The sequence below is a fragment of the Escherichia sp. MOD1-EC5990 genome (assembly GCF_002965285.1).
In the GTDB taxonomy this organism is placed as follows: domain Bacteria; phylum Pseudomonadota; class Gammaproteobacteria; order Enterobacterales; family Enterobacteriaceae; genus Escherichia; species Escherichia coli_F.
Genome location: NZ_PTRV01000027.1, coordinates 1 through 26,586, shown reverse-complemented (window position 1 = coordinate 26,586; position 26,586 = coordinate 1). Strand labels below are relative to the sequence as shown.

The following is a 26,586-nucleotide window of genomic DNA, read 5'->3' as shown; positions in this document are numbered from 1 at the left end:
GAACCTGCTACGGCAGGTTTTTATTCATCTGGGATCTCACCCGTTTCAAGAAAATGTATAAAGCCAGGCTCATCTATGATGATTGTGCCTTTCATCCTGGCTGCCGATACTTTTGATGGGCCTGCATTGTAACCGCAACAGAGCATCTGAAGGCTTTGGGTTACAGAGGTTCTTACCGTTAATCCTTGTTCATTCGCCTTATCAACCAATCTTTCTTTATCTGCTTTCTTAAATCCGGTGAAACACACATCGAATGTATTTTTTTTCGGACCAGACTGCTTAGTGAGGTGTGAGTAGTTTTCGGGGAGGAATGACGCGCATTCCTGAATGGCTTGTTCTGGTGAATCGTACTGTTTAAGAATGCGGTCTTTTCGGAAGGTTTTTATTCGATCGGTGTTCTTACAAATGCCCTGTATATGATTTTCGCTATAACTGATGCTCTGTATTGAGTGAACTCCGATACGACCATTTGCATTGATGTAAACAAAGTGAAGTTCTTCCATGTGAAACCTCTTTGCATGATTTCAAGATGGCGACAGGCAAGATGGACGCAAAAGTCTGTCGCCATTTTGCCGCCACTACCAAAGAAAAAGGGGCTACGCTTTTACGTAACCCCTTGATTTATTTGGTGGAGCTGGCGGGAGTTGAACCCGCGTCCGAAATTCCTACATCCTCGGTACTACATGCTTAGTCAGTCTTTACATTCGCTTGCCAGCTGCGGACGGACACGCCACTAACAAACTAGCCTGATTAAGTTTTAACGCTTCAACCCCAGGCAGGGCTTCCACGCGATCTCTTTTGGGTTTGACCTCTCTTGATCCCCGTCCTAAGAGCGGAGGCTAGGGAGAGAGGGCTCTAAGCAGGTTATTAAGCTGCTAAAGCGTAGTTTTCGTCGTTTGCGACTATTTTTTGCGGCTTTTTACGAGGCCAACCGCCCCTCGGCATGCACCTTGGGTTTCGCAAATCCCGTCGAATCCAGAATCAGCCCCAATGTGTAACGGTAAGTATACCAGATTCATGAGTGCCATGACCAGCCTCAATGGCGTTATCGTTAAAGATTTAGCACCCGTGTAGCCTGATATTTATTCGATTAAGCAATGGGATGGCAACATTTGGGTCGGATGTGATAGCCAATAAGATGTTCATTCGCGCCGCCGGAGAGGGTGGCGCGGTGAGGAACTGGTCAATAATTGGAGTGCAGATTTAACGGTGGGCGTTTTTCATGATACGCGCTTTATCCACCTGCCATTCGCGTTCTTTGATGTCTGAACGTTTATCGTGCTGTTTCTTACCTTTAGCGACGCCGATTTTCACTTTGCACCAGGCATTTTTCCAGTACAGGGAGAGCGCCACTACGGTATAGCCTTCTCGATTGACGCGACCGTACAATGAGTCCAGTTCGCGCTGGTTGAGAAGTAACTTGCGGGTACGGGTAGGATCGCACACCACATGCGTGGATGCCACAGCCATTGGCGTGATGTTAGCGCCAAACAGAAATGCTTCTCCATCACGTAGAAGGACGTAGCTGTCGCTGATATTGGCTTTTCCTGCGCGCAGGGATTTAACCTCCCAGCCTTGCAGGGCAAGTCCCGCTTCGAACTCTTCTTCGATAAAGTATTCGTGACGGGCGCGCTTGTTAAGCGCGATGGTCGCTGAACCAGGTTTATGTGCTTTTTTCTTCGTCATAAGCGTCGTGAATCATCGGTAATCTGAAATCGAAAACACCCCATATCAATCCTGCGGGGGACAAGGCTCTATCTTAGCATGAACCCGATGTTACCCAGCGCCGGGATAGCGTTTTTTTTACAGCAGGATAAATGATATTATTTGTTGGATTTTTGTTGATGGAAATTGTTATGCCTCAGATTAGCCGGACCGCACTGGTACCCTACAGCGCGGAGCAAATGTATCAGTTAGTGAATGACGTTCAGTCTTATCCTCAGTTTTTGCCGGGTTGTACCGGAAGTCGGATTCTGGAGTCCACTCCTGGGCAGATGACCGCGGCGGTAGATGTCTCTAAGGCTGGGATCAGCAAAACGTTTACTACCCGCAACCAGTTGACCAGTAACCAAAGTATTCTTATGAATCTGGTGGATGGGCCGTTCAAGAAATTGATCGGTGGATGGAAGTTTACGCCGCTGAGCCAGGAGGCGTGTCGTATCGAGTTTCATCTCGACTTTGAGTTTACCAATAAGTTGATTGAACTCGCCTTTGGCCGCGTGTTTAAAGAGCTGGCGGCTAATATGGTCCAGGCTTTTACGGTTCGTGCGAAAGAGGTTTACAGTGCCAGGTAAAATTGCCGTTGAGGTGGCTTATGCTCTACCTGAGAAGCAGTACCTGCAGCGCGTGACGCTGCAGGAGGGCGCGACGGTTGAAGAAGCTATTCGCACCAGTGGCTTGCTGGAATTGCGTACCGATATCGATTTAACTAAAAACAAAGTCGGCATTTACAGCCGTCCGGCAAAACTGAGCGATACCGTGCATGATGGCGATCGGGTGGAGATTTATCGTCCTCTCATTGCCGATCCGAAAGAGCTTCGCAGGCAACGAGCAGAAAAATCAGCGAATAAATAACAGACAGAAAAAAGGTGCTCATTGAGCACCTTTTTTAACGTCTTTGAGAGCAACTTTATTATTAGTTACCACTCAGCGCAGGTTTGTTATCAATGTTGGTCAACACCCCGCTACTGTTAAAGGTCAGCGTCAGCGTTTGCTGCGTTACACCTTCATGACCTGGTTGCTGGCGGAAGACATAGAACCAGGTATTCGTACCAAATGGATCGGACATCAGCGGTGTACCCAATGCGTACGCAACTTGTTGTTGCGTCATGCCAACACGTATTTTGGATACGTCGTTAGCGGTCAGATAGTTCCCCTGGTTGATGTCAGGACGGTAAACCACTCGCTCCAGAGTGGAACAGCCTGCGGTCAACATCAATAGTACTGCTGCTGCAGCAGTCAGCGTTTTACAGCGCATAGTGATTTGATTCCTTTTCGGGCCCGAGCAGTACGTGGCTCATCTGTAATATGCCGATGATAATAGACCTTTCATCACTTTAAAACCTTTTGCTTTCCGGTCTTACGGCGTTTTGCTGTTTACTCTGACCGTGAAGCAGGAAAAAAGTTTACGCCGCAAGCAGTTCTTTCGCATTCGCCAGTGTGTTACGTGTGACTTCACTGCCACCAAGCAGGCGCGCCAGCTCTTGTAACCGCGCTTTTTTGTCCAGCGACTCCATATGCGTTTCTGTCATCGCACCATCGGTTTCTTTGCTGACAAAATAGTGTTGATGACCACATCCCGCGACTTGTGGCAGGTGGGTAACACACATCACCTGAGTTGATTCGCCGAGTTGACGCAGCAGTTTGCCGACAACTGCCGCTGTTGGACCGCTAATCCCTACATCCACTTCATCAAAAATCAGTGCCGGGGTTTCCATTTTACGCGCTGTGATGACCTGAATTGCCAATGCGATGCGGGACAATTCACCACCAGATGCGACTTTGGCAATAGGCTGCATTGGCTGACCTGGGTTGGTGGTTACCCGAAACTCAATACGATCAGCGCCGTCAGCGCCCAGGTGATGCTCGTCAAATTTAACATCAATCGTAAACTGCCCATGCGGCATAGAGAGTGCATGCATACTGTCGGTGATCAGCTGTGCCAACTCATTTGCATAATGCTGGCGTTGCTGGTGTAACGCGCGCGCCGTTTCCAGTGCCTGCTGATGATGTTTCGTTACCGCCAGCGCGAGCGTTTCTTGTGAGTCGGCCTGATCGTCCAGTTGCTGCTGTTCTTCCAGTAGCGACTGGTAATACTGTGGCAATACCTCAGGGCTGACGTGATGTTTACGTGCCAGCGAAATCTGTTTTGAGATGCGCTGTTCAAGTTCAAACAGTCGGTTGGGATCAAGATCCAGACGATCGCAGTAGTGGCGCAGTTCGTCGCTGGCTTCAGCAATCTGGATGGTAGCCTCTTCCAGCATATCAAGTACGCCGGACAGTTTGCTGTCCATGCCAATCAATTCGCTCACCAGTTGTTTAGCCGTGTAAAGCTGGCTTTGCAGGTTTGCGTCTTCGCCGTCGGCCATTAATGCCAATGCATTCTGGCTGGTGGTCAGCAATTGACCGCTGTTCGCCAGACGTTTGTACTCTTCGTCGATTTGCTCAAACTCTCCGGGCTGCGGATTAAATTCGTTCAGTTCTTTTAATTGGTATTGCAGCAGCTCCGCACGAGCGGCGCGTTCCTGACTTAACTGTTGATGATGCGCGAGGTCGCGGCAGCTTTGATGCCACAACTGATAACGTGCGGTCATTTCCTGAAGCAGAGAGGTTTCATTGGCATAGCCATCAAGCAGGAATTTTTGGTGCTCGGGTTTGGTGAGTAATTGATGGGCGTGCTGACCATGGATCTGAATGAGCAACTGGCCCAGTTCGCGCAGTTGTGACAGTGGAACAGCTGTACCGTTGATAAAACCACGAGAGCGACCATCGCTACTGATTACGCGACGAAGCAGGCATTCACGGCCATCTTCCAGTTGGTTTTCTTCCAGCCAGCGCAGTGCTGCGGGTGTATCTTTCAGAGAAAAACGGGCGCACAGATCTGCGCGAGCAGCGCCGGTACGCACCATGTCGGCTTCAGCGCGACCGCCGAGACAAAGGCCCAGGGCATCTATTGCAATAGATTTACCCGCGCCGGTCTCGCCGGTGATTACGGTCATGCCGCTGTGAAAATCAATCTCAAGCTCACGAACGATAGCAAAGTTGCTGATGGTCAGTTGTGCCAACATAGTTGTTTTCCTGTATGAAAAACCATTACTGTTATTGTGTACAGTATAAACTGGTTTTATATACAGTAAAGAGGCTGGCGTAAAATTAGAATAATTTTTTTGACCAGCCGAGCTTGGTGCTTAATGTATTGAAATAGCTGTAATCTTTCGGATGAATCAGATTCAGATGGTAATCACAGCGACGAATCAGGACATCTTCTCCTTCCTGAATCGGTAGTGCTATCTGGCTGTCGCAACTGATTTCCAGGTCGTTACGGCGATGCGAAAAACGTAGACGGATCGTGCTGCAGCTGTTTATGACCAGTGGTCGTGCTGACAACGTATGCGGGAACATTGGCACCAGGGTAATCGCATCCAGAGAGGGTGTTAGAATAGGACCCCCCGCAGAGAGGGAATATGCGGTGGAGCCTGTTGGTGTCGAAATAATCAGGCCATCGGAACGCTGCGAAAACGCAAAGATCTCGTCGATATACACTTCGAACTCAATCATATGCGCCACTTTGCCAGGGTGAAGTACCACTTCGTTAATCGCCGTGCTGATGCGTTTCTGGCAATCTTGCTGACAGACTTGCGCTTCCAGCAAAAAACGTTTCTCGCTGATGTAGTGGCCTTCCAGCACATCGGCTAATTGTTGCTGGGCGTTATCGGGATCAAGGTCGGTCAGGAAACCCAGGTTGCCACGGTTGATTCCAATAACTTTAATATCGTAACGGGCGAGTGTGCGCGCCGCGCCCAGCATATTACCGTCGCCACCAACGACTACCGCGAGATCAGCCAGTTGCCCAATCTCCGCGAGCGTGCCAGTTTTCACATTCTTCAGTTGCAGTTCGTGAGCGATTTGTTGCTCGACGATGACCTCGTAACCTTTTGTGCACAGCCAGCGGTAGAGCATTTCATGTGTTGTCAGTGCAGTAGGGTGCCGTGGGTGTCCCACAATGCCAATACACTTGAAATGATTATTCATTTTTCCGAGGTCCTTGTTGCGAAGATTGATGACAATGTGAGTGCTTCCCTTGAAACCCTGAAACTGATCCCCATAATAAGCGAAGTTAGCGAGATGAATGCGAAAAAAAACGCGGAGAAATTCATGAGTAGTAAAGAACAGAAAACGCCTGAGGGGCAAGCCCCGGAAGAAATTATCATGGATCAGCACGAAGAGATTGAGGCAGTTGAGCCAGAAGCTTCTGCTGAGCAGGTGGATCCGCGCGATGAAAAAATTGCGAATCTCGAAGCTCAGCTGGCTGAAGCCCAGACCCGTGAACGTGACGGCATTTTGCGCGTAAAAGCCGAAATGGAAAACCTGCGTCGCCGTACTGAACTGGATATCGAAAAAGCACATAAATTCGCGCTGGAGAAATTCATCAACGAATTGCTGCCGGTGATTGATAGCCTGGATCGTGCGCTGGAAGTGGCTGATAAAACTAACCCGGATATGTCCGCGATGGTTGAAGGTATTGAGCTGACGCTGAAGTCGATGCTGGATGTTGTGCGTAAGTTTGGCGTTGAAGTGATCGCCGAAACTAACGTGCCGCTGGACCCGAACGTGCATCAGGCCATCGCAATGGTGGAATCTGATGACGTTGCGCCAGGTAACGTACTGGGTATTATGCAGAAGGGTTATACGCTGAATGGTCGTACGATTCGTGCGGCGATGGTTACTGTAGCGAAGGCGAAGTAAATGTCTGATGGCCGACGTGAAGTCGGCCATTTTTTTAGCTTAAAAAATCCTGTACTTCCAGCCACGGCGTGTTGAAATCATCTATTTTTTTATAGTCGTTCATTGGCAGAACGACCACGTTATAGGTGTCAGAACCTTCATTCAGATCAAAAATCTGAAAGCCTCTCTTATTGAGTTCGGTCTGGATGCGTTCAAAGATCTCGTCAAGGTAGCGGTCTCCGGCTTCACAGACATCGGAGATTTCATCCTCTTGGGTTATTTCGACAAGAAGATTCCTTAATTCCTCAGAAGCTGTCAGGTTTTTTGTGAGTTCATAAAAGCGATCTGCAGCAAAATTAGCCAGCTCACCTTCTTCATCTTCACCTTTCCAGTCAACGAGTTGAATTAATCCTTCACTGCGTAGAACCTGTAAAAATGCCTGCGCCAGGTCATGATTTCCGAGATCGCCTCCACTGCAATCGAGAACGTCTTGCAATCCATATTCGTCTTCATCTTCGTCTTCAAAGATTTCAGGTTGCGTCGAAAGTTGAGAGAAAATAGTGGGCCATAAGGTTGGGGTGTGCTGTAAAAAAACGCTGGCGACGACGTTGAGGTCGTCGGAAAAATCCTTATCCCATTCAATTACATAATCTTCTGACATAACATCAATATCCTTTCCGAATGCTTGAAAAGACATTATTACATTGCTAAGTAAATGACAGGAATTGATGGAATCCTAAAAGATGGCGATAAAAAAGGCGAACCGGAGTTCGCCATTGTGTTACTCCGCCACACTCTCGCGCAGCGGTTTCACAGGAAAAACTTTTACCTGCTTAATCATATTGTCCTGTACATCGAGAATATCGATATCGTACTCGCCAATACGCACGCGAGTTCCTGCGACAGGAATCTCTTCCAGTGCCTCAAGAATGACGCCATTAACCGTTCGTGCATCATCTTCCGGTAGATGCCAGTTAAAGGCTTTGTTGATTTCCCGCACGTTGGCAGTGCCATCGATAATCACCGAACCGTCGTTTTGCGGCGTGACCTCTTCGGCGAGCGTTGGCGACATCGACGTGGTGAAATCACCAACAATCTCTTCGAGAATATCTTCGACCGTCACCAGACCCTGAATATCTCCATACTCGTTGACGACCAGGCCGACTTTCTTTTTGTTGCGCTGAAACTTCACCAGCTGCGTGCTGAGCGGCGTACCTTCCGGGACAAAATAGATTTCGTCCGCGGCGCGTAGCATGGTTTCTTTGGTGAACTCTTTTTTCTCCGACATCAACCGCCAGGCTTCACGCACACGCAGCATACTGATGGCGTCGTCCAGCGAGTCACGGTAGAGCACGATGCGTCCGTGAGGTGAGTGGGAGAGTTGGCGGAGAATCGATTTCCAGTCATCGTTGATATCAATACCGATAATTTCACTGCGCGGCACCATGATGTCATCGACAGTCATTTTTTCCAGATCGAGTACCGACAACAGCATATCCTGATTGCGACGGGAAATTTGTGACCTCGATTCGTGCACAATGGTGCGTAATTCTTCTTTGCTTAAAGAGCCACTGACCACAATATCGGTTTTGATGCCCATCATGCGCATTAACATGCGGGTAATAGCGTTCAGCAACCAGACCAGCGGCATCATCAAAATTTGCAGCGGCGCCAGCAGAAAACTACTTGGATAGGCGACTTTTTCCGGGTACAGCGCGGCAATGGTTTTCGGCAATACTTCAGCAAAAACCAGTACGACAAAAGTAAGCACACCAGTCGCAATTGCCACGCCCGCATCCCCGTACAAACGCATCCCCACAATAGTGCCGAGCGCGGAGGCAAGAATATTGACCAGGTTATTGCCGATTAACACCAGGCTTATCAGGCGGTCTGGCTTACGCAGCAATTTTTCGACACGTTTGGCCGAGCGATTACCCTGTTTCGCCATATGCCGCAGACGATAGCGGTTGAGGGTCATCATTCCGGTTTCGGACCCGGAAAAATAGGCTGAAATGACCACCATGATGATCAGAATAATGATCAACGTGGTAGTAGATATGTGTTCCAGGGGAAACTCCTTTTCTGGGGTTAGCTGATTAACTGCTGGACAATTCGGCTACCGAAGTAGGCCAGTGTCAGAATGACCGCACCCGCAACGTTAAACCAGACGACGCGGCGTCCACGCCATCCTTCATGATAATGTCCCCACAGCAGCACAATATAGACAAACCACGCCACGATAGAGAGCACGGCCTTGTCGATATTTTCCATGCTAAATAAGTTGTGCATGTAGAAGAGACCAGTGCAAAGAGTGAGCGTTAACAGCACCACGCCAATCTGCGTGATGTGGAACATTTTACGCTCGATACTCATCAACGGCGGCATTTCCTGGTTAAACGCCAGCTTCTTGTTCTTCAGTTGGTAATCAATCCACGCCAGTTGTAATGCATACAGAGCGGCGATAATCAGCGTGGCATAGGAAAAGAGCGATAAGCCAATGTGAACCAGCATCCCAGGCGTTGCTTCCAGATGGGTGATGTATTCATTGGGCATAAAGGTGGCCAGCGCCAGGTTGATAAGCGCAAAGGCATAGACAATGGGTAGCAGCAACCAGCCACGATTGCGAGAAGCCACGATGGTCATTACCGTACAGATCATCAAACTGACCAGCGAACCAACGTTCAGCAGGCTGAGGTTTTGTCCGCTATCACCGTCGGGCAAGATACGGGCTTCCAGAGCGATTGCGTGGCAGACCAGCGCGATGACCGCAGAAATAATAGCCATGCGCCGCCAGCCGCCGTTTTTTTGCAGCAGACCGGGAACAATCAGCGCAAGACTGACGGAGTAGGCGACAAGCGCGAGCAGAGCAAAAACGGGCATAGTAATGTCGACAGTTTGAGCAATAAGAAAGAGAAGCAGTATAGCGTCAGGTGAACGCTGCTCCAACCGTTGCATAACAACAAAGACGCCTTCATGTTATACTGCGGCAAAATACTGATGATGTGTCGCGATTGCGGCCAACCGTTTCCACCCCAGGCGAGAGACAATGTTTGATAATTTAACCGATCGTTTGTCGCGCACGCTGCGCAATATCAGTGGCCGTGGACGCCTCACTGAAGACAACGTAAAAGATACGCTGCGCGAAGTGCGCATGGCGCTGCTGGAGGCGGACGTCGCCCTGCCGGTAGTGCGTGAGTTTATCAATCGCGTAAAAGAGAAAGCGGTTGGTCATGAAGTTAATAAGAGCCTGACGCCGGGGCAGGAGTTCGTCAAAATCGTCCGTAACGAACTGGTTGCGGCGATGGGCGAAGAGAACCAGACCCTGAATCTGGCTGCGCAACCGCCAGCGGTGGTACTGATGGCGGGCCTGCAAGGTGCCGGTAAAACAACCAGCGTGGGCAAGCTCGGTAAGTTCCTGCGTGAGAAGCACAAGAAAAAAGTGCTGGTGGTTTCTGCCGACGTTTATCGTCCGGCGGCAATCAAACAGCTGGAGACGCTGGCAGAGCAGGTGGGTGTCGACTTCTTCCCTTCAGATGTTGGTCAGAAGCCGGTTGATATCGTTAACGCGGCGCTGAAAGAAGCCAAACTGAAATTCTACGACGTGTTGCTGGTGGATACCGCCGGTCGTTTGCACGTTGACGAAGCGATGATGGACGAGATCAAACAGGTCCATGCATCGATTAATCCGGTTGAAACCCTGTTTGTGGTTGATGCCATGACTGGTCAGGATGCGGCCAATACGGCAAAAGCATTCAATGAAGCGTTACCGCTGACCGGTGTGGTACTGACTAAAGTCGACGGCGATGCTCGTGGCGGTGCGGCGCTCTCGATTCGTCACATCACTGGCAAACCGATCAAATTCCTCGGCGTTGGCGAGAAAACCGAGGCGCTGGAGCCGTTCCATCCGGACCGTATCGCTTCCCGTATTCTCGGCATGGGCGACGTACTGTCGCTGATCGAAGATATCGAAAGCAAAGTTGACCGCGCGCAGGCAGAGAAATTAGCCAGCAAGCTGAAAAAAGGCGACGGCTTCGATCTCAACGACTTCCTTGAGCAACTGCGCCAGATGAAAAATATGGGCGGCATGGCTAGCCTGATGGGCAAACTGCCGGGTATGGGGCAGATCCCGGATAACGTCAAGTCGCAGATGGACGATAAAGTGCTGGTGCGTATGGAAGCCATCATCAACTCGATGACGATGAAAGAGCGCGCTAAGCCAGAAATCATCAAAGGTTCGCGTAAACGCCGTATCGCTGCCGGTTGCGGTATGCAGGTGCAGGACGTTAACCGTCTTCTGAAACAGTTCGACGACATGCAGCGCATGATGAAGAAAATGAAGAAGGGCGGAATGGCGAAGATGATGAGAAGCATGAAAGGGATGATGCCGCCGGGATTTCCTGGTCGCTAAATGACCTTATGCGACAGAGTTATTAACTGCTGATTGCATTTTCTCCAGAAATCAGTAAAATTTTCGGGCTTTTAATATGACACCGGACTCCGTTCCTCGATGGGGTCCGGTTGTTTTATTCACACAAGAGGATGTTATGGTAACTATTCGTTTAGCACGTCACGGCGCTAAAAAGCGTCCGTTCTACCAGGTTGTTGTCGCTGACAGCCGTAATGCACGCAACGGTCGCTTCATCGAGCGCGTTGGTTTCTTCAACCCAATCGCTAGCGAAAAAGAAGAAGGCACTCGCCTGGATCTGGATCGCATCGCTCACTGGGTTGGCCAGGGCGCAACTATTTCTGATCGCGTTGCTGCGCTGATCAAAGAAGTAAACAAAGCAGCTTAATCTGTCACGGTGGTCATGATGAGCAAACAACTCACCGCGCAAGCACCTGTTGATCCCATCGTTTTGGGAAAAATGGGTTCGTCTTACGGTATTCGTGGGTGGCTCAGAGTGTTTTCTTCCACCGAAGACGCCGAAAGCATTTTTGACTATCAGCCCTGGTTTATCCAGAAGGCGGGTCAGTGGCAGCAAGTCCAGCTGGAAAGCTGGAAGCACCACAATCAGGACATGATCATCAAGCTGAAAGGCGTTGACGATCGTGATGCGGCGAACCTGCTGACGAATTGTGAAATTGTCGTGGATTCATCGCAGTTGCCTCAGCTTGAAGAGGGTGACTACTACTGGAAAGACCTGATGGGCTGCCAGGTAGTAACCACTGAAGGCTACGATCTCGGTAAAGTCGTCGATATGATGGAAACCGGATCTAATGACGTTCTCGTCATTAAGGCAAACCTGAAAGATGCGTTTGGTATCAAGGAACGTCTCGTACCGTTCCTCGATGGGCAGGTTATCAAGAAAGTCGATCTCACTACTCGTTCAATCGAAGTAGATTGGGATCCTGGTTTTTAAACCACCGGATAAACGGTAAAAGACGGCGCTATGTGGATTGGCATAATTAGCCTGTTTCCTGAAATGTTCCGCGCAATTACCGATTACGGGGTAACTGGCCGGGCAGTTAAAAATGGCCTGCTGAGCATCCAGAGCTGGAGTCCTCGTGACTTCACGCATGACCGGCACCGTACCGTGGACGATCGTCCTTACGGCGGCGGACCGGGGATGTTAATGATGGTGCAACCTTTACGGGACGCCATTCATGCAGCAAAAGCCGCGGCGGGTGAAGGCGCAAAGGTGATTTATCTGTCACCGCAGGGGCGCAAGCTTGATCAAGCAGGCGTCAGCGAACTGGCAACGAATCAAAAATTGATTCTGGTGTGCGGTCGCTACGAAGGTATAGATGAGCGCGTGATCCAAACCGAAATTGACGAAGAATGGTCAATCGGCGATTACGTTCTCAGTGGTGGTGAGTTACCAGCAATGACGCTGATTGACTCCGTTTCCCGGTTTATTCCGGGAGTACTGGGACATGAAGCTTCGGCAACGGAAGATTCCTTTGCTGAAGGATTGCTGGATTGCCCGCACTATACGCGGCCTGAGGTGTTAGAAGGGATGGAAGTTCCGTCAGTGTTACTGTCGGGCAACCATGCTGAGATACGTCGCTGGCGTTTGAAACAGTCGCTGGGCCGTACCTGGCTTAGAAGACCTGAACTTCTGGAAAACCTGGCTCTGACTGAAGAGCAAGCAAGGTTGCTGGCGGAGTTCAAAACGGAACACGCACAACAGCAACATAAACATGATGGGATGGCGTAAGCCCCCGAGATATCAGTTTACCCAGGATAAGAGATTAAATTATGAGCAACATTATTAAGCAACTTGAACAAGAGCAGATGAAGCAGGACGTACCTTCCTTCCGTCCGGGTGATACCGTGGAAGTGAAAGTATGGGTTGTTGAAGGTTCCAAAAAACGTCTGCAGGCATTCGAGGGCGTGGTTATCGCTATTCGTAACCGCGGTCTGCACTCTGCATTCACTGTTCGTAAAATTTCCAACGGCGAAGGCGTTGAGCGTGTCTTCCAGACTCACTCTCCGGTAGTTGACAGCATTTCTGTCAAACGTCGTGGTGCTGTTCGTAAAGCTAAACTGTACTACCTGCGTGAGCGTACTGGTAAGGCTGCTCGTATCAAAGAGCGTCTTAACTAAGATTTCGCTTAAGCGACATCCTGTTAAGAAGGGCTGGCCAATTGGCTGGCCCTTTTTTTATCTGTTTGATCGTGTTTTAAGGTGTAGTAATCACCACTGCGACGCGGCGGTTCTCGGCTCTGCCCTGAGCGGTCTTGTTACTGGCGATGGGATATTTTTTTCCTAAACCCTGTGTGGTGAGGTTGCTGCGCGGAATTTGTCCACCTATAGCCCATGCATCGGCCACAACATTCGCCCGTTTCAATGATAAGGCTTCGTTGTAACTGTCTTCACCATAGTTGTCGGTGTGTCCATCCATACGGGCATGCGTTAGCCCTGTCGAGGCCAATTTGGCTGCCATGGTTTGGATCTGTTGCTGGCTTTCCGGGAGCAATTTGTAGTCATTTTTTGCGAACAGAATGGCATCTGATAATCCCAGCGACCAGTCGCCGGCGGATTCAGTAAATCCATAAGATTGCATAGCGGCAACTTGCTCAGGAGTAAACTTTCCCTGAGGGGACTGGCAGCCAGTCAGTACTAGCGAGGTGAAAATCAGGGGTGCTACCAAGTGCTTTATCATATCGATATATCCTTGTTATCTCACCAGCTTTTCGGCACGCTGGTGTTTGGCCTGATACATATTGTGATCGGCCAGCTCTTGTAATTTTTCCGCAGAGGCATGCTCAATGGTCATCGCGTAACCAATGCTTAATGTCATGGTGGTCTGATGACCATTATGAAGATCAAACGGGCGATTAAAGATTTGTGTCAGTGCTGAGCAAATCCGATGTACTTCGGATTCCGACTGTACACCAAAGAGGACCATCGCAAATTCATCGCCGCCTATGCGGTATGCTTTATGTTGCAGCCCGCCAAATTCAGCTAACCGTTTTGCTACCTCAATCAAGACACGATCGCCCGTCGCATGACCCCAGGTATCATTGATATATTTGAAATTATCGCCATCAAGAAATAGTAACGCCGACGTTTTTCGGGCGTCGGAACTGCTCATCAACGTGTTGATGCCGCTACGAAACGCAGCCCGGTTCGCCAGCCCGGTTAATGGGTCATGTAGCGCGGTACGTAGAAGCTGCGCATTTTTGGCCTGTAAACGAAGCTGCCACTCTTCCATTTCATCCAGCAGACTGTTGAAGTCGAGAGCGAAGCGGTGAAACTCAGCGATACGTTCTTCCGAAACTCGTCGGGAAAAATTGCGGTTGGAACGCACATCATGTACGACATCGGTGATATTTTTCAGCGCTTCCACCAGGCCATTGTGCAAATGGCGGGTGAGGGTAATTGCGATGCCTGATGCCAGCAGAATACAACCGGTCAGGACAGCGAGCGAAAACCAGATAAAATGGCTGATTGAACTGTCGCGAGCGGTTAAGCGTACTTCGCCAATGGTTTCACCATTGTGACGAATCGGCTGAGTGATGGGGGCAGGGAAGAGCCAGTGGCTTATGAAATTGCTGAAAGTATCGCCTGGATCCTTACGGGTGTAATGCCAGGATGCCAGAATATTTTGCTGCTTATCACGCACTTCTGCAGTTGAAAATTGCCCTTGCTTCCCCAGCGCTGCCAGTGTTTGAGTTGCTGCAGGGCCATCGGCAAAAACGACCGCTGCTTCCAGACTGTAAGTCATTGTTGCTGCTGTCAGTGCCAGGTTTTTTTGCGCGTACTGTTTCAGGGTCAGCACCGAGGTCACGGAAAGCAGCAACCAGATCAGCATCATAGTGATAAATATGCTGGTCATACTGATGTTGCGTAATGCTCTTTTAAACGTGGGGCGCTTATTAAGAGAATTATCGTTATCCATCATTTTTCTTCCGTGCGAGCATTAAGACATCTGGGTTCACCTTTACACCGCTACGCGATAAGGCATCCAGGTTTACGGCAAATCTGACGTCATTATTGTGGATGATCAGACAAAAGGCGCTGCCAATAATGCACTCGGCATTTTGTTCGGCAATTAATAATAACGCCTTTGACGGATATTGTTCGGTTAATTCCATCTGGAATGTTGGTGACTCGTTGCCAAAATAAAAACCATTGCAGCCTGATATCATCGCCTCTTGTTGAGAGTGAATGATGACAGGCAGATAAGGCAAAGATGTCGCGCCATTCTCTTGTAGGGCGGTACTAAAACGTGAAGATGAAAAGATACATAACTTTGGTAGGCCTGATAGCGCAGGCCAGCGAGTGTAACTGACAATACCGGAAACCATCGTACGCACGTTTTTCGCAACGTCTGAAGGTTCCTGAGCGAGTATTGGTGCTCCCGTCAGGAGGAGAATCAGCAGTAAGAACAGACGATGAGAAAAACGCATTCAGGGATCCTCACCATCTTCGCTTGCAATGCATCGATAATTTTTCAGAATGCTCATTAAAATATCATTCTTTCATGCGGTCGTCATCAATGTGAGAAATAAAACACAATGAGTAGAATCTCATGTTTAATTTATTTGTGGGGGGGTAATTAATTTAATCGTATTGTGCTGGCATTTTCATCAGCCCCTTTTTGCCATACTTCATGCAGTTGGCTGGCATTTTCAACATTGTTGCAGCTGGCAGGAAAGCTTTTACCGGAAAGTCCTCGGGCATAAGTAAAATCGGTCTGGCAAGTTTTCTTTTGTCCTTCGGCATATCCTTTAAGGTATAGACCGCGATCCGCCTGTGAATCGCTAAATGCATCGTCATCTTTTATGGCGTTGCCCGATATCGCATCTTCCATACCAACATCATACCAGTCGGTGCTGGTCAAGGTTGGCGCGTGAGTATAAGGATCAATCTGACATCCGCTAACCAGTAAAGCCAACAAGGGGGCGATAAACTTTTTCATCATTTCTTTCTCCTTTTTCAAAGCATAGCGGATTGTTTTCAAAGGAGGTGTAAATTTATTTATACATAAACAAGGGTTAAAAGCGCGAATAAATTGCCTGTGTAAAGAAAAATGTACGAAATATGGATTGAAAACTTTACTTTATGTGTTATCGTTACGTCATCCTCGCTGAGGATCAACTATCGCAAACGAGCATAAACAGGATCGCCATCATGCAAAAAGACGCGCTGAATAACGTACATATTACCGACGAACAAGTTTTAATGACTCCGGAACAACTGAAGGCCGCTTTTCCATTAAGCCTGCAACAGGAAGCCCAGATTGCTGACTCGCGTAAAACCATTTCAGATATTATCGCCGGGCGCGATCCTCGTCTGTTGGTAGTATGTGGTCCTTGTTCCATTCATGATCCGGAAACTGCTCTGGAATATGCTCGTCGATTTAAAGCCCTTGCCGCAGAGGTCAGCGATAGCCTCTATCTGGTAATGCGCGTCTATTTTGAAAAACCCCGTACCACTGTCGGCTGGAAAGGGTTAATTAACGATCCCCATATGGATGGCTCTTTTGATGTAGAAGCCGGGCTGCAGATCGCGCGTAAATTGCTGCTTGAGCTGGTGAATATGGGACTGCCACTGGCGACGGAAGCGTTAGATCCTAATAGCCCGCAATACCTGGGCGATCTGTTTAGCTGGTCAGCAATTGGTGCTCGTACAACGGAATCGCAAACACACCGTGAAATGGCCTCCGGGCTTTCCATGCCGGTTGGTTTTAAAAACGGCACCGATGGCAGTCTGGCAACGGCAATTAACGCTATGCGCGCCGCCGCCCAGCCGCACCGTTTTGTTGGCATTAACCAGGCAGGGCAGGTTGCGTTGCTACAAACTCAGGGGAATCCGGACGGGCATGTGATCCTGCGCGGTGGTAAAGCGCCAAACTATAGCCCTGCGGATGTTGCGCAATGTGAAAAAGAGATGGAACAGGCGGGACTGCGCCCGTCTCTGATGGTAGATTGCAGCCACGGTAATTCCAATAAAGATTATCGCCGTCAGCCTGCGGTGGCAGAATCCGTGGTTGCTCAAATCAAAGATGGAAATCGCTCAATTATTGGTCTGATGATCGAAAGTAATATCCACGAGGGCAATCAGTCTTCCGAGCAACCGCGCAGTGAAATGAAATACGGTGTATCCGTAACCGATGCCTGCATTAGCTGGGAAATGACCGATGCCTTGCTGCGTGAAATTCATCAGGATCTGAACGGGCAGCTGACGGCTCGCGTGGCTTAAGAGGTTTATTATGGTTGCTGAGTTGACCGCATTACGCGATCAAATTGATGAAGTCGATAAAGCGCTGCTGAATTTATTAGCGAAGCGTCTGGAACTGGTTGCTGAAGTTGGCGAGGTGAAAAGCCGCTTTGGACTGCCTATTTATGTTCCGGAGCGCGAGGCATCTATGTTGGCCTCGCGTCGTGCAGAGGCGGAAGCTCTGGGTGTACCGCCAGATCTGATTGAGGATGTTTTGCGTCGGGTGATGCGTGAATCTTACTCCAGTGAAAACGACAAAGGATTTAAAACACTTTGTCCGTCACTGCGTCCGGTGGTTATCGTCGGCGGTGGCGGTCAGATGGGACGCCTGTTCGAGAAGATGCTGACGCTCTCGGGTTATCAGGTGCGGATTCTGGAGCAACATGACTGGGATCGAGCGGCTGATATTGTTGCCGATGCCGGAATGGTGATTGTTAGTGTGCCCATCCACGTTACTGAGCAAGTTATCGGCAAATTACCGCCTTTACCGAAAGATTGTATTCTGGTTGATCTGGCATCAGTGAAAAATGGACCATTACAGGCCATGCTGGCGGCGCACGATGGCCCGGTGCTGGGGTTACACCCGATGTTCGGCCCGGACGGCGGTAGCCTGGCAAAGCAAGTTGTGGTCTGGTGTGATGGACGTAAGCCCGAAGCATACCAATGGTTTCTGGAGCAAATTCAGGTCTGGGGCGCTCGGTTGCATCGTATTAGCGCTGTCGAGCACGATCAGAATATGGCGTTTATTCAGGCACTGCGCCACTTTGCTACTTTTGCTTATGGGCTGCACCTGGCAGAAGAAAATGTTCAGCTTGAGCAACTTCTGGCGCTTTCTTCGCCGATTTACCGCCTTGAGCTGGCGATGGTTGGGCGACTGTTTGCCCAGGATCCGCAACTGTATGCCGACATTATTATGTCGTCAGAGCGTAATCTGGCGTTAATCAAACGTTACTATAAGCGTTTCGGCGAGGCGATTGAGTTGCTGGAGCAGGGCGATAAGCAGGCGTTTATTGATAGTTTCCGCAAGGTGGAGCACTGGTTCGGCGATTACGCACAGCGTTTTCAGCATGAAAGCCGTGTGTTATTGCGTCAGGCGAATGACAGTCGCCAGTAATCATCTTGTGCCGGGTGGAATATTTCACCCGGCTCGATTTCATTATGCCGGATCGACAGGCACTACATTCTCACTTGGGTAACAACCTAATACCTTCATCGAACGGGTGATTTCCCCTAACTCTTTCAATGCTTTTTGCATTTCCGCTGATTCAAGATTGGCCTGAATATCCAGATAAAACATCTCTTCCCACGGATTACCGTGAATCGGGCGTGATTCCAGACGGGTCATAATCAGATTGTGGTTGCGCAGTACCAACAACGCTTCAACCAGTGCACCAGCTTGTTGTCCGGTCGCCATTAACAACGTCGTTTTCGCCGGAACCTGGTCAGACACGTTAATGGCTTTACGTGCCAGCACCACAAATCGGGTGAAGTTTTGGCGCTGATTCGCTTCAATACGCTCGAGCACCTGCAAACCGTACAATGTGCCGCCTGCTTCGCTTCCCAGCGCAGCAACATGCGGTGATTTTGCCTGTGCAACCTTTTCCATTGCCGCAGACGTACTTTCGGTATATTCAATCTTCCAGTGCGGATAACGATTAAGGAATTTACTGCATTGCTGGAATGGCTGCGGATGGCTGTAGACCGTGTTGATGTTGGATAAATCAGTAGTGCCGGAAACCAGCAGGCAGTGGTCGATGGTCAGCGTCATTTCGCCAACAATCGACAAACTGGTATGTTGCAGTAAATCGTAAACGTCGTTTATGGCCCCGGAGCTGGTGTTTTCGATCGGTACTACTGCATAGTCGGCCTGGCCGGTTTCCACTTGATTAAAAATATCCGCAAATTTCGCACAACCACTTTCAATAAATTGTTCGAAGTGGCGAGCCGCGTACTGACGAGCGGCAAGATGTGAATAGGAGCCTTTGGGGCCGAGAAAAGCAATGCGAGCAGAGTGAGGATTAATTTTATTGAGATGTTGCTGGAGCAGTGCCTGCTGAGTTAATACGGAATCTTCAATGATGAGCTGGAACAGGCGAGTAATGTAATGGGCGTCCAGATGGTGCGCTTTACCGAGCGTAATTAATCTTTCCAGCAAATCGCGTTCACGATCAATATCACGTACCGGGCGATGCGAGAGCAGTTTGGCTTTTCCCACCTCGACGGCCAGTTCGCGTCGCTCTGCCAGTAATGCTAATAATTTTTCATCCAGCGCGCTGATTTTCTCTCGCAGCGCCAGTAACGGGTTTTCCGATGTCATAGTGTTGCCTTTTTGTTATCAATAAAAAAGGCCCCCCGATTTGGGAGGCCTTATTGTTCGTCTTCGCATTCTGTTTCACACGACGAAACGCCTCCCATTCAGGGGAAGGTAAAAAAGAATGCGAAGAAAAACGGTGTGTGTTTCATGTTTGTTTCCTTAAGTGACTTTAGTACAGTACCCGTACTGTTTTCACGCTGTCAACAAAAAACGCGCCCGAAGGCGCGTTGGCGATACACTCAATATAAAGGACTACTCTTCTTCAACTTCTTCGACGAAGTTGGCGTCTTTCACCGATGTTGCGGCACGACGTGCTTCGCCTTTGTGCTGCAGTTTATTGAGCTGCCGTTCCAGCTTGTTGATCAATTCGTTAATTGCGGTGTACATATCTTCATGTTTACCACTGGCAACCAGAACGCCGTTAGGTGTATTGATTGTGGCGTCAGCAACAAAACCTTGTGGCTCTTTAGACAGAATGATATGTGGATTAATCAGATGTGTTTGCCATTTTTCCAGTTTGGCGAGACGGTCTGCGACATGTTGGCGGATGGCCGGAGTAATTTCCATTTGTTTGCTGGTAATGTTCATTGTCATAAATTTTACCTCTTGTCTTCCCGTCTTGGTGAATTCAGCATACCGTTCCTGATGTCAAAATGTGTGATGGAAATCTCATAATTTTGTCACTTTTTGTCAACGAATCTTTTTTGTGAGAAATCGCAGGAAGAGGTGTTTTTTTACTTGAGGAATATCTCAAAGCGAGCCATATTTGATGAGATCGATAGTGACTAAATCGCTTCAGTTTCACAACTAACAGAATAAAAAAACGGCAGCTCAAGGCTGTAATGCCAGTCAGTTAAGCAACTGACTGGCTCTTTTTCGGGGCTGTGGGGTATTTCCAGGGCCTCTCCTTTACCACTCTCGGGAAGGCCCTTTCCCTTCTTGTCGGTAATTTCACTGGTTGTCCCATACTTGCAAGATCGCGCATCAGCTCCGGTATACGTCCCGGTGAAGCGCATGGCGTCCGTCATCGACGTCAGCAGATGGCTGGTCAGTTCCATCTGGCAGACCATTTTGACCTGCGGGTAGAGCGCCGGGTTCTCGGCATGTGTCTGGCGGGGGAAGGCTGCATCGTTCTCTGGTGTATCCGGTGTGCGCCAGAACACACCATCGATGGCCAGCAGGGTCAGGCCGCACCAGTGCGGATGCAGCGTGGCGTTATGCCAGAGCTGCGCTGTTTTCGTGAACACGCGTCGGACAGCCTCACTTCCCAGGCGCTGGCGGGCCTGAATAACGGCACTGGGGGCAACGAAGGGGCGATTGCCCGGCAGCATGATGTCCAGGCGATTCACAATCTGGTGAAGAGGTTCTTTACGCTCAAGCGCCATGCCAACAATACACCAGACCATCATTTCGAGGGGAAGACGGCGCTTGCGTAGCGTTACAGTACCTGATTCGGCAAGGCAACGAGAGATGAGTTCGGGGTCGAGGTAATCCCCCAGAGAAGTCAGTGGGTTACGCAGAGAATCGTAACGGGATACCAAATCAAGGGCCTGTCCAATGAGCATAAAAAAATCCGGAAACGAGTGAGCGTTTCCGGATTCTTACACAGGCACTGGATCGGTCAACTGATCCTTAACTGATCGGCATTACAGCTCAAGGCTGCCGTTTTGTGTTTCAGGTTTCTGTTATGTATTGCTGCTGTTTGCGGCGATGATTTTCGCTACTTTTTCAGCTTGCGCATTCATCTGCATCTGACGGTATGCATTTTCCATCAGCGGCAGCGCATCACGCGTAGCCTGGGTATCCGGGTAGTCGCGCAACATGCCTTCTACGCGGTTAACGACGGCAACCCATGCGCCACGTTCTGTATAGTACTCGGCAACGGAGTATTCATATTTCGCCAGACGATCTTTCAGGAATACCAGACGTTTGGTGGCATCGGTGGTGTACTGACTGTTCGGATAGCCGCGCACCAGTTTGGAAAAGTCACTAAACGCAGCTCGTGCATGTTGAGGATCGCGATCGCTACGATCGACGCCAAAGAACCCTTGCAGTGCACTGTCATCGAGCGCCATATTGGTCAGGCCACGCATGTACATGACATAATCGATATTCGGATGGGTCGGGTTAAGGCGAATAAAACGATCGATGGCAGCCTGTGCTAACGGCAAATCGGCGTTTTTATAGTAGGCGTAGATGAGATCCAGCTGCACCTGCTGCGAATACGGACCAAACGGATAGCGATTATCTAACGCTTCCAGTTGCGTTATTGCCTGTCTCCAGTTACCGTCCTGCAGCTTTTGTTGTGCAGTCGCGTAAATTTCATTTGGCGGATTATCAGGTACTTCTTCCTTTGACCCCGAGCAACCCGCCAAAAACAGGCTTAGTGTGGCGGCTGCCACCAGATATTTCATGCGCGTCATGACGTTTTGACTTTCCTCAAAATGTAATACGGGAGATTCTCTGTTCCTGCTCCCGGTTAAGACCAGCTACAATAGCACACTATATTAAACGGCAAAGCCGTAAAACCCCAACGATAAACGAAGAAGCAGTATATATGGCACAACGAGTACAGCTCACTGCAACGGTGTCCGAAAACCAACTCGGTCAACGCTTAGATCAGGCTTTGGCCGAAATGTTCCCGGATTATTCACGTTCGCGAATAAAAGAATGGATCCTCGACCAGCGCGTGCTGGTTAACGGCAAAGTTTGCGATAAGCCGAAAGAAAAAGTATTGGGTGGCGAGCAGGTGGCCATCAACGCTGAGATTGAAGAAGAAGCGCGTTTTGAACCGCAGGATATCCCGCTGGATATCGTCTATGAAGATGAAGATATCATCGTCATTAATAAACCACGCGACCTGGTGGTACATCCTGGCGCGGGTAACCCGGATGGCACGGTACTGAATGCGTTGCTTCATTATTATCCGCCCATTGCCGATGTACCGCGTGCGGGCATCGTCCATCGTCTGGATAAAGACACCACCGGCCTGATGGTTGTGGCAAAAACCGTTCCGGCTCAGACGCGTTTAGTCGAATCTTTGCAACGGCGTGAAATTACTCGTGAGTATGAAGCGGTGGCAATTGGTCATATGACCGCTGGCGGTACAGTAGATGAACCAATCAGCCGCCACCCGACCAAACGTACTCACATGGCGGTGCATCCGATGGGTAAACCGGCGGTCACTCACTATCGCATCATGGAACACTTCCGTGTGCACACGCGTCTGCGGTTGCGTCTGGAAACCGGACGTACGCACCAGATCCGCGTGCATATGGCCCATATCACTCATCCGCTGGTGGGCGATCCGGTTTATGGCGGCCGTCCGCGTCCGCCAAAAGGTGCTTCGGAAGCGTTTATCTCCACGCTGCGTAAGTTTGACCGCCAGGCGCTTCATGCAACCATGCTGCGTCTTTATCACCCGATCTCCGGCATCGAAATGGAATGGCATGCGCCTATTCCACAAGATATGGTGGAGCTGATTGAGGTGATGCGCGCCGATTTCGAAGAGCATAAGGATGAAGTGGACTGGTTATGAGTAAGCTGATTGTCCCGCAGTGGCCGCTGCCAAAAGGTGTTGCGGCCTGTAGCTCTACCCGTATCGGCGGCGTGAGCTTGCCGCCGTATGACTCGCTCAACCTCGGTGCCCATTGTGGCGATAACCCGGATCACGTCGAGGAAAATCGTAAGCGACTTTTTGCTGCGGGCAATTTGCCTTCAAAACCGGTCTGGCTTGAGCAGGTACACGGCAAAGATGTGCTTAAGCTTACTGGCGAACCTTATGCCTCAAAACGAGCGGATGCCTCTTATAGCAATACGCCCGGCACGGTTTGCGCCGTGATGACGGCTGACTGCCTCCCTGTGCTGTTTTGCAATCGAGCGGGAACGGAAGTCGCCGCCGCTCATGCTGGCTGGCGTGGACTGTGCGCAGGCGTGCTGGAAGAGACGGTTTCCTGTTTTGCTGATAATCCCGAAAACATTCTCGCCTGGTTAGGGCCGGCAATTGGTCCACGCGCGTTTGAAGTGGGAGCGGAGGTTCGCGAGGCGTTTATGGCAGTAGACGCCAAAGCGAGTGCAGCTTTCATTCAGCATGGAGATAAATATCTGGCGGATATTTATCAGCTTGCCCGGCAGCGTCTGGCGAACGTTGGTGTTGAGCAAATTTTCGGCGGCGACCGTTGTACATATACGGAAAATGAGACATTCTTCTCTTATCGTCGCGACAAGACCACCGGTCGTATGGCAAGTTTCATTTGGCTGATATAACCTAAAGAATCAAGACGATCCGGTACGCGTGATTTTCTTTTCACATTAATCTGGTCAATAACCTTGAATAATTGAGGGATGACCTCATTTAATCTCCAGTAGCAACTTTGATCCGTTATGGGAGGAGTTATGCGTCTGGATCGTCTTACTAATAAATTCCAGCTTGCTCTTGCCGATGCCCAATCACTTGCACTCGGGCACGACAACCAATTCATCGAACCACTTCATTTAATGAGCGCCCTGCTGAATCAGGAAGGGGGTTCGGTTAGTCCTTTATTAACATCCGCCGGCATCAATGCTGGTCAGTTGCGCACAGATATCAATCAGGCATTAAATCGTTTACCGCAGGTTGAAGGCACTGGTGGCGATGTCCAGCCCTCACAGGATCTGGTGCGCGTTCTTAATCTTTGCGACAAGCTGGCGCAAAAACGTGGTGATAATTTTATCTCGTCAGAACTGTTCGTTCTGGCGGCACTTGAGTCTCGCGGCACGCTGGCCGACATCCTGAAAGCAGCAGGGGCGACCACCGCCAACATTACTCAAGCGATTGAACAAATGCGTGGAGGTGAAAGCGTGAACGATCAAGGAGCTGAAGACCAACGTCAGGCTTTGAAAAAATACACTATCGACCTCACCGAACGAGCCGAACAAGGCAAACTCGATCCGGTGATTGGCCGTGATGAAGAAATTCGCCGTACCATTCAGGTACTGCAACGTCGTACTAAAAATAACCCGGTGCTGATTGGTGAACCAGGCGTTGGTAAAACAGCCATCGTTGAAGGTCTGGCTCAGCGTATTATCAATGGCGAAGTGCCGGAAGGGTTGAAAGGCCGCCGCGTACTGGCGCTGGATATGGGCGCGCTGGTGGCTGGGGCGAAATATCGCGGTGAGTTTGAAGAGCGTTTAAAAGGCGTACTTAACGATCTTGCCAAACAGGAAGGCAACGTCATCCTGTTTATCGACGAATTACATACCATGGTCGGCGCGGGTAAAGCCGATGGCGCAATGGATGCCGGCAACATGCTGAAACCGGCGCTGGCGCGTGGTGAATTGCACTGCGTAGGTGCCACGACACTGGACGAATATCGCCAGTACATCGAAAAAGATGCTGCGCTGGAACGTCGTTTCCAGAAAGTGTTTGTTGCCGAGCCAACCGTGGAAGACACCATTGCTATTCTGCGTGGCCTGAAAGAACGTTATGAACTGCACCACCATGTGCAAATTACTGACCCGGCAATTGTTGCAGCGGCGACGTTGTCTCATCGCTACATTGCTGACCGTCAGCTGCCGGATAAAGCCATCGACCTAATCGATGAAGCAGCATCCAGCATTCGTATGCAGATTGACTCAAAACCAGAGGAACTCGACCGACTCGATCGTCGTATCATCCAGCTCAAACTGGAACAACAGGCGCTAATGAAAGAGTCTGATGAAGCCAGTAAAAAACGCCTGGATATGCTCAACGAAGAACTGAGCGACAAAGAACGTCAGTATTCCGAGTTAGAAGAAGAGTGGAAAGCTGAGAAAGCATCGCTCTCTGGTACGCAGACCATTAAAGCGGAACTGGAGCAGGCGAAAATCGCCATTGAACAGGCTCGCCGTGTTGGGGATCTGGCGCGGATGTCTGAACTGCAATACGGCAAAATTCCAGAACTGGAAAAGCAACTGGAAGCCGCTACGCAGCTCGAAGGCAAAACTATGCGTCTCTTGCGTAATAAAGTGACCGACGCCGAAATTGCTGAAGTGCTGGCGCGTTGGACGGGGATTCCGGTTTCTCGCATGATGGAAAGCGAGCGCGAAAAACTGCTGCGTATGGAGCAAGAACTGCACCATCGCGTTATTGGTCAGAACGAAGCGGTTGATGCGGTATCTAACGCTATTCGTCGTAGCCGTGCGGGGCTTGCGGATCCAAATCGCCCGATTGGTTCATTTCTGTTCCTTGGGCCAACTGGTGTGGGTAAAACTGAACTTTGTAAGGCGCTGGCGAACTTTATGTTCGATAGCGACGAGGCGATGGTTCGTATCGATATGTCCGAATTTATGGAGAAACACTCGGTGTCTCGTCTGGTTGGTGCGCCTCCGGGATATGTCGGTTATGAAGAAGGTGGCTACCTGACCGAAGCGGTGCGTCGTCGTCCGTATTCCGTCATCCTGCTGGATGAAGTGGAAAAAGCGCATCCGGATGTCTTCAACATTCTGTTGCAGGTACTGGATGATGGGCGTCTGACTGACGGGCAGGGGAGAACGGTCGACTTCCGTAATACGGTTGTCATTATGACCTCTAACCTCGGTTCCGATTTGATTCAGGAACGCTTCGGTGAACTGGATTATGCGCACATGAAAGAGCTGGTACTCGGTGTGGTAAGCCATAACTTCCGTCCGGAATTCATTAACCGTATCGATGAAGTGGTGGTCTTCCATCCGCTGGGTGAACAGCACATTGCGTCGATTGCGCAGATTCAGTTGAAACGTCTGTACAAACGTCTGGAAGAACGTGGTTATGAAATCCACATTTCTGACGAGGCGCTGAAACTGCTGAGCGAGAACGGTTACGATCCGGTCTATGGTGCACGTCCTCTGAAACGTGCTATCCAGCAGCAGATCGAAAACCCGCTGGCACAGCAAATACTGTCTGGTGAATTGGTTCCGGGTAAAGTTATTCGCCTGGAAGTTAATGAAGACAGGATTGTCGCCGTCCAGTAATGATAAAACGAGCCCTTTGGGGCTCGTTTTTGTCTATAAATTAGACGGAAAAGACTATATTCAAGATGTTTTGCCTGAAAAATGAGCGAACGATAAAGTTTTTATATTTTTCGCTTGTCAGGCCGGAATAACTCCCTATAATGCGCCACCACTGACACGGAACAACGGCAAACACGCCGCCGGGTCAGCG

At 49.8% G+C, this 26,586-nt stretch carries 29 protein-coding genes, 1 other RNA gene, 1 pseudogene and 1 other annotated feature; of the genes and pseudogenes, 13 read left to right on the top strand and 18 right to left on the bottom strand.

From position 1 onward, the window contains the following. Positions 1–20: 20 nt before the first annotated feature. The 3 genes from BEB42_RS22445 to smpB all read right to left on the bottom strand — a co-directional run bounded on the left by BEB42_RS22445 (position 21) and on the right by smpB (position 1,686). Positions 21–503, bottom strand: a complete 483-nt coding sequence (locus tag BEB42_RS22445; protein WP_000391794.1) for a hypothetical protein — start codon at positions 501–503, stop codon at positions 21–23. A 123-nt stretch (positions 504–626) separates the two neighbouring features. Further along, positions 627–989, bottom strand: a transfer-messenger RNA (tmRNA) gene (ssrA, locus tag BEB42_RS22440). A 214-nt stretch (positions 990–1,203) separates the two neighbouring features. Then, positions 1,204–1,686 (bottom strand): SsrA-binding protein SmpB, encoded by a 483-nt coding sequence (smpB, locus tag BEB42_RS22435; RefSeq protein WP_000162574.1) that lies wholly within the window; start codon positions 1,684–1,686, stop codon positions 1,204–1,206. A gap of 170 nt (positions 1,687–1,856) precedes the next feature. On the opposite strand from smpB, the gene ratA reads away from it, so the two are divergent. Further along, positions 1,857–2,294, top strand: a complete 438-nt coding sequence (gene ratA / locus BEB42_RS22430) for a type II toxin-antitoxin system toxin RatA (RefSeq protein WP_001300750.1) — start codon at positions 1,857–1,859, stop codon at positions 2,292–2,294. After that, complete coding sequence (locus tag BEB42_RS22425) at positions 2,284–2,574, top strand: RnfH family protein (protein ID WP_001117842.1); 291 nt, start codon at positions 2,284–2,286, stop codon at positions 2,572–2,574. Before ratA ends, BEB42_RS22425 begins: the two co-directional genes overlap by 11 nt. Before the next feature lie 61 nt (positions 2,575–2,635). On the opposite strand, the gene bamE is transcribed toward BEB42_RS22425, so the two are convergent. The 3 genes from bamE to nadK form a co-directional block, all read right to left on the bottom strand. Then, positions 2,636–2,977, bottom strand: coding sequence for an outer membrane protein assembly factor BamE (gene bamE / locus BEB42_RS22420; protein WP_001203437.1), 342 nt, complete (start codon positions 2,975–2,977; stop codon positions 2,636–2,638). 148 nt (positions 2,978–3,125) lie between these two features. Further along, positions 3,126–4,787 carry a DNA repair protein RecN gene (recN, locus tag BEB42_RS22415; protein WP_000880948.1) on the bottom strand — a complete coding sequence of 554 codons (1,662 nt, stop codon included), beginning with the start codon at positions 4,785–4,787 and terminating at the stop codon, positions 3,126–3,128. 85 nt (positions 4,788–4,872) lie between these two features. Continuing rightward, positions 4,873–5,751, bottom strand: coding sequence for an NAD(+) kinase (nadK, locus tag BEB42_RS22410; protein WP_001059167.1), 879 nt, complete (start codon positions 5,749–5,751; stop codon positions 4,873–4,875). A 123-nt stretch (positions 5,752–5,874) separates the two neighbouring features. Between nadK and grpE the strand changes: the two genes are divergently transcribed. Beyond that, positions 5,875–6,465 carry a nucleotide exchange factor GrpE gene (gene grpE / locus BEB42_RS22400; RefSeq protein WP_024218624.1) on the top strand — a complete coding sequence of 197 codons (591 nt, stop codon included), beginning with the start codon at positions 5,875–5,877 and terminating at the stop codon, positions 6,463–6,465. Positions 6,466–6,499: 34 nt separating this feature from the next. Here the strand turns inward: grpE and BEB42_RS22395 are convergent, their stop codons facing one another. The 3 genes from BEB42_RS22395 to BEB42_RS22385 all read right to left on the bottom strand — a co-directional run bounded on the left by BEB42_RS22395 (position 6,500) and on the right by BEB42_RS22385 (position 9,324). Continuing rightward, positions 6,500–7,105 carry a DUF6630 family protein gene (locus BEB42_RS22395; RefSeq protein ID WP_001287921.1) on the bottom strand — a complete coding sequence of 202 codons (606 nt, stop codon included), beginning with the start codon at positions 7,103–7,105 and terminating at the stop codon, positions 6,500–6,502. 120 nt (positions 7,106–7,225) lie between these two features. Then, complete coding sequence (locus BEB42_RS22390; protein WP_010723175.1) at positions 7,226–8,512, bottom strand: HlyC/CorC family transporter; 1,287 nt, start codon at positions 8,510–8,512, stop codon at positions 7,226–7,228. Between the two features lie 20 nt (positions 8,513–8,532). Next, positions 8,533–9,324: a cytochrome C assembly family protein gene (locus tag BEB42_RS22385; RefSeq protein ID WP_001338897.1), complete on the bottom strand. Its 792-nt coding sequence runs from the start codon at positions 9,322–9,324 to the stop codon at positions 8,533–8,535. Positions 9,325–9,490: 166 nt separating this feature from the next. On the opposite strand from BEB42_RS22385, the gene ffh reads away from it, so the two are divergent. From ffh to rplS, 5 genes are all read left to right on the top strand, one after another. Continuing rightward, complete coding sequence (gene ffh, locus BEB42_RS22380; protein WP_000460035.1) at positions 9,491–10,852, top strand: signal recognition particle protein; 1,362 nt, start codon at positions 9,491–9,493, stop codon at positions 10,850–10,852. 136 nt (positions 10,853–10,988) lie between these two features. Continuing rightward, positions 10,989–11,237, top strand: coding sequence for a 30S ribosomal protein S16 (rpsP, locus tag BEB42_RS22375; protein ID WP_000256450.1), 249 nt, complete (start codon positions 10,989–10,991; stop codon positions 11,235–11,237). 18 nt (positions 11,238–11,255) lie between these two features. Then, positions 11,256–11,804, top strand: a complete 549-nt coding sequence (gene rimM, locus BEB42_RS22370; protein WP_000043335.1) for a ribosome maturation factor RimM — start codon at positions 11,256–11,258, stop codon at positions 11,802–11,804. Positions 11,805–11,834: 30 nt separating this feature from the next. Next, positions 11,835–12,602: a tRNA (guanosine(37)-N1)-methyltransferase TrmD gene (gene trmD, locus BEB42_RS22365; protein ID WP_000264781.1), complete on the top strand. Its 768-nt coding sequence runs from the start codon at positions 11,835–11,837 to the stop codon at positions 12,600–12,602. Between the two features lie 41 nt (positions 12,603–12,643). Then, a complete protein-coding gene (rplS, locus tag BEB42_RS22360) occupies positions 12,644–12,991 on the top strand; it encodes a 50S ribosomal protein L19 (protein ID WP_000065253.1) in 348 nt (115 codons plus the stop codon). A gap of 76 nt (positions 12,992–13,067) precedes the next feature. On the opposite strand, the gene BEB42_RS22355 is transcribed toward rplS, so the two are convergent. From BEB42_RS22355 to BEB42_RS22340, 4 genes are all read right to left on the bottom strand, one after another. Beyond that, the gene (locus BEB42_RS22355; RefSeq protein ID WP_039021299.1) at positions 13,068–13,550 is read right to left on the bottom strand and encodes an OmpA family protein; all 483 of its coding nucleotides are present in this window, start codon (positions 13,548–13,550) and stop codon (positions 13,068–13,070) included. A gap of 15 nt (positions 13,551–13,565) precedes the next feature. Further along, on the bottom strand, positions 13,566–14,792 hold the full coding sequence (dgcN, locus tag BEB42_RS22350; RefSeq protein WP_000969054.1) for a diguanylate cyclase DgcN: 1,227 nt from the start codon (positions 14,790–14,792) through the stop codon (positions 13,566–13,568). Continuing rightward, a complete protein-coding gene (locus BEB42_RS22345) occupies positions 14,782–15,300 on the bottom strand; it encodes a YfiR family protein (RefSeq protein WP_001212405.1) in 519 nt (172 codons plus the stop codon). Before BEB42_RS22345 ends, dgcN begins: the two co-directional genes overlap by 11 nt. A gap of 149 nt (positions 15,301–15,449) precedes the next feature. Then, positions 15,450–15,815: a DUF2799 domain-containing protein gene (locus tag BEB42_RS22340; protein WP_001353010.1), complete on the bottom strand. Its 366-nt coding sequence runs from the start codon at positions 15,813–15,815 to the stop codon at positions 15,450–15,452. Between the two features lie 209 nt (positions 15,816–16,024). Between BEB42_RS22340 and aroF the strand changes: the two genes are divergently transcribed. Both aroF and tyrA read left to right on the top strand, forming a co-directional pair. After that, positions 16,025–17,095, top strand: coding sequence for a 3-deoxy-7-phosphoheptulonate synthase AroF (gene aroF, locus BEB42_RS22335; protein ID WP_001168045.1), 1,071 nt, complete (start codon positions 16,025–16,027; stop codon positions 17,093–17,095). Between the two features lie 10 nt (positions 17,096–17,105). Continuing rightward, entirely contained in the window at positions 17,106–18,227 is a 1,122-nt protein-coding gene (tyrA, locus tag BEB42_RS22330) for a bifunctional chorismate mutase/prephenate dehydrogenase (protein ID WP_000225216.1), read from the top strand. A 42-nt stretch (positions 18,228–18,269) separates the two neighbouring features. On the opposite strand, the gene pheA is transcribed toward tyrA, so the two are convergent. The 5 genes and pseudogenes from pheA to bamD all read right to left on the bottom strand — a co-directional run bounded on the left by pheA (position 18,270) and on the right by bamD (position 21,850). Next, positions 18,270–19,430, bottom strand: a complete 1,161-nt coding sequence (gene pheA / locus BEB42_RS22325; RefSeq protein WP_000200109.1) for a bifunctional chorismate mutase/prephenate dehydratase — start codon at positions 19,428–19,430, stop codon at positions 18,270–18,272. Between the two features lie 21 nt (positions 19,431–19,451). Next, positions 19,452–19,577: a sequence feature (Phe leader region), on the bottom strand. After that, positions 19,529–19,576, bottom strand: coding sequence for a pheA operon leader peptide PheL (gene pheL / locus BEB42_RS22320; RefSeq protein WP_001386991.1), 48 nt, complete (start codon positions 19,574–19,576; stop codon positions 19,529–19,531). Its footprint overlaps the feature before it by 48 nt. 102 nt (positions 19,578–19,679) lie before the next feature. Further along, complete coding sequence (raiA, locus tag BEB42_RS22315; RefSeq protein ID WP_000178456.1) at positions 19,680–20,021, bottom strand: ribosome-associated translation inhibitor RaiA; 342 nt, start codon at positions 20,019–20,021, stop codon at positions 19,680–19,682. A gap of 259 nt (positions 20,022–20,280) precedes the next feature. Next, positions 20,281–20,992, bottom strand: a pseudogene (locus BEB42_RS22305) (IS4 family transposase). Between the two features lie 120 nt (positions 20,993–21,112). Further along, positions 21,113–21,850 carry an outer membrane protein assembly factor BamD gene (gene bamD / locus BEB42_RS22300; protein WP_000197686.1) on the bottom strand — a complete coding sequence of 246 codons (738 nt, stop codon included), beginning with the start codon at positions 21,848–21,850 and terminating at the stop codon, positions 21,113–21,115. 134 nt (positions 21,851–21,984) lie between these two features. Between bamD and rluD the strand changes: the two genes are divergently transcribed. The 3 genes from rluD to clpB all read left to right on the top strand — a co-directional run bounded on the left by rluD (position 21,985) and on the right by clpB (position 26,396). Next, positions 21,985–22,965, top strand: a complete 981-nt coding sequence (rluD, locus tag BEB42_RS22295; protein WP_000079112.1) for a 23S rRNA pseudouridine(1911/1915/1917) synthase RluD — start codon at positions 21,985–21,987, stop codon at positions 22,963–22,965. Continuing rightward, positions 22,962–23,693, top strand: coding sequence for a purine nucleoside phosphorylase YfiH (gene yfiH, locus BEB42_RS22290; protein WP_000040132.1), 732 nt, complete (start codon positions 22,962–22,964; stop codon positions 23,691–23,693). Before rluD ends, yfiH begins: the two co-directional genes overlap by 4 nt. 129 nt (positions 23,694–23,822) lie before the next feature. Next, positions 23,823–26,396, top strand: a complete 2,574-nt coding sequence (clpB, locus tag BEB42_RS22285; RefSeq protein WP_002431841.1) for an ATP-dependent chaperone ClpB — start codon at positions 23,823–23,825, stop codon at positions 26,394–26,396. Positions 26,397–26,586: the final 190 nt, after the last annotated feature.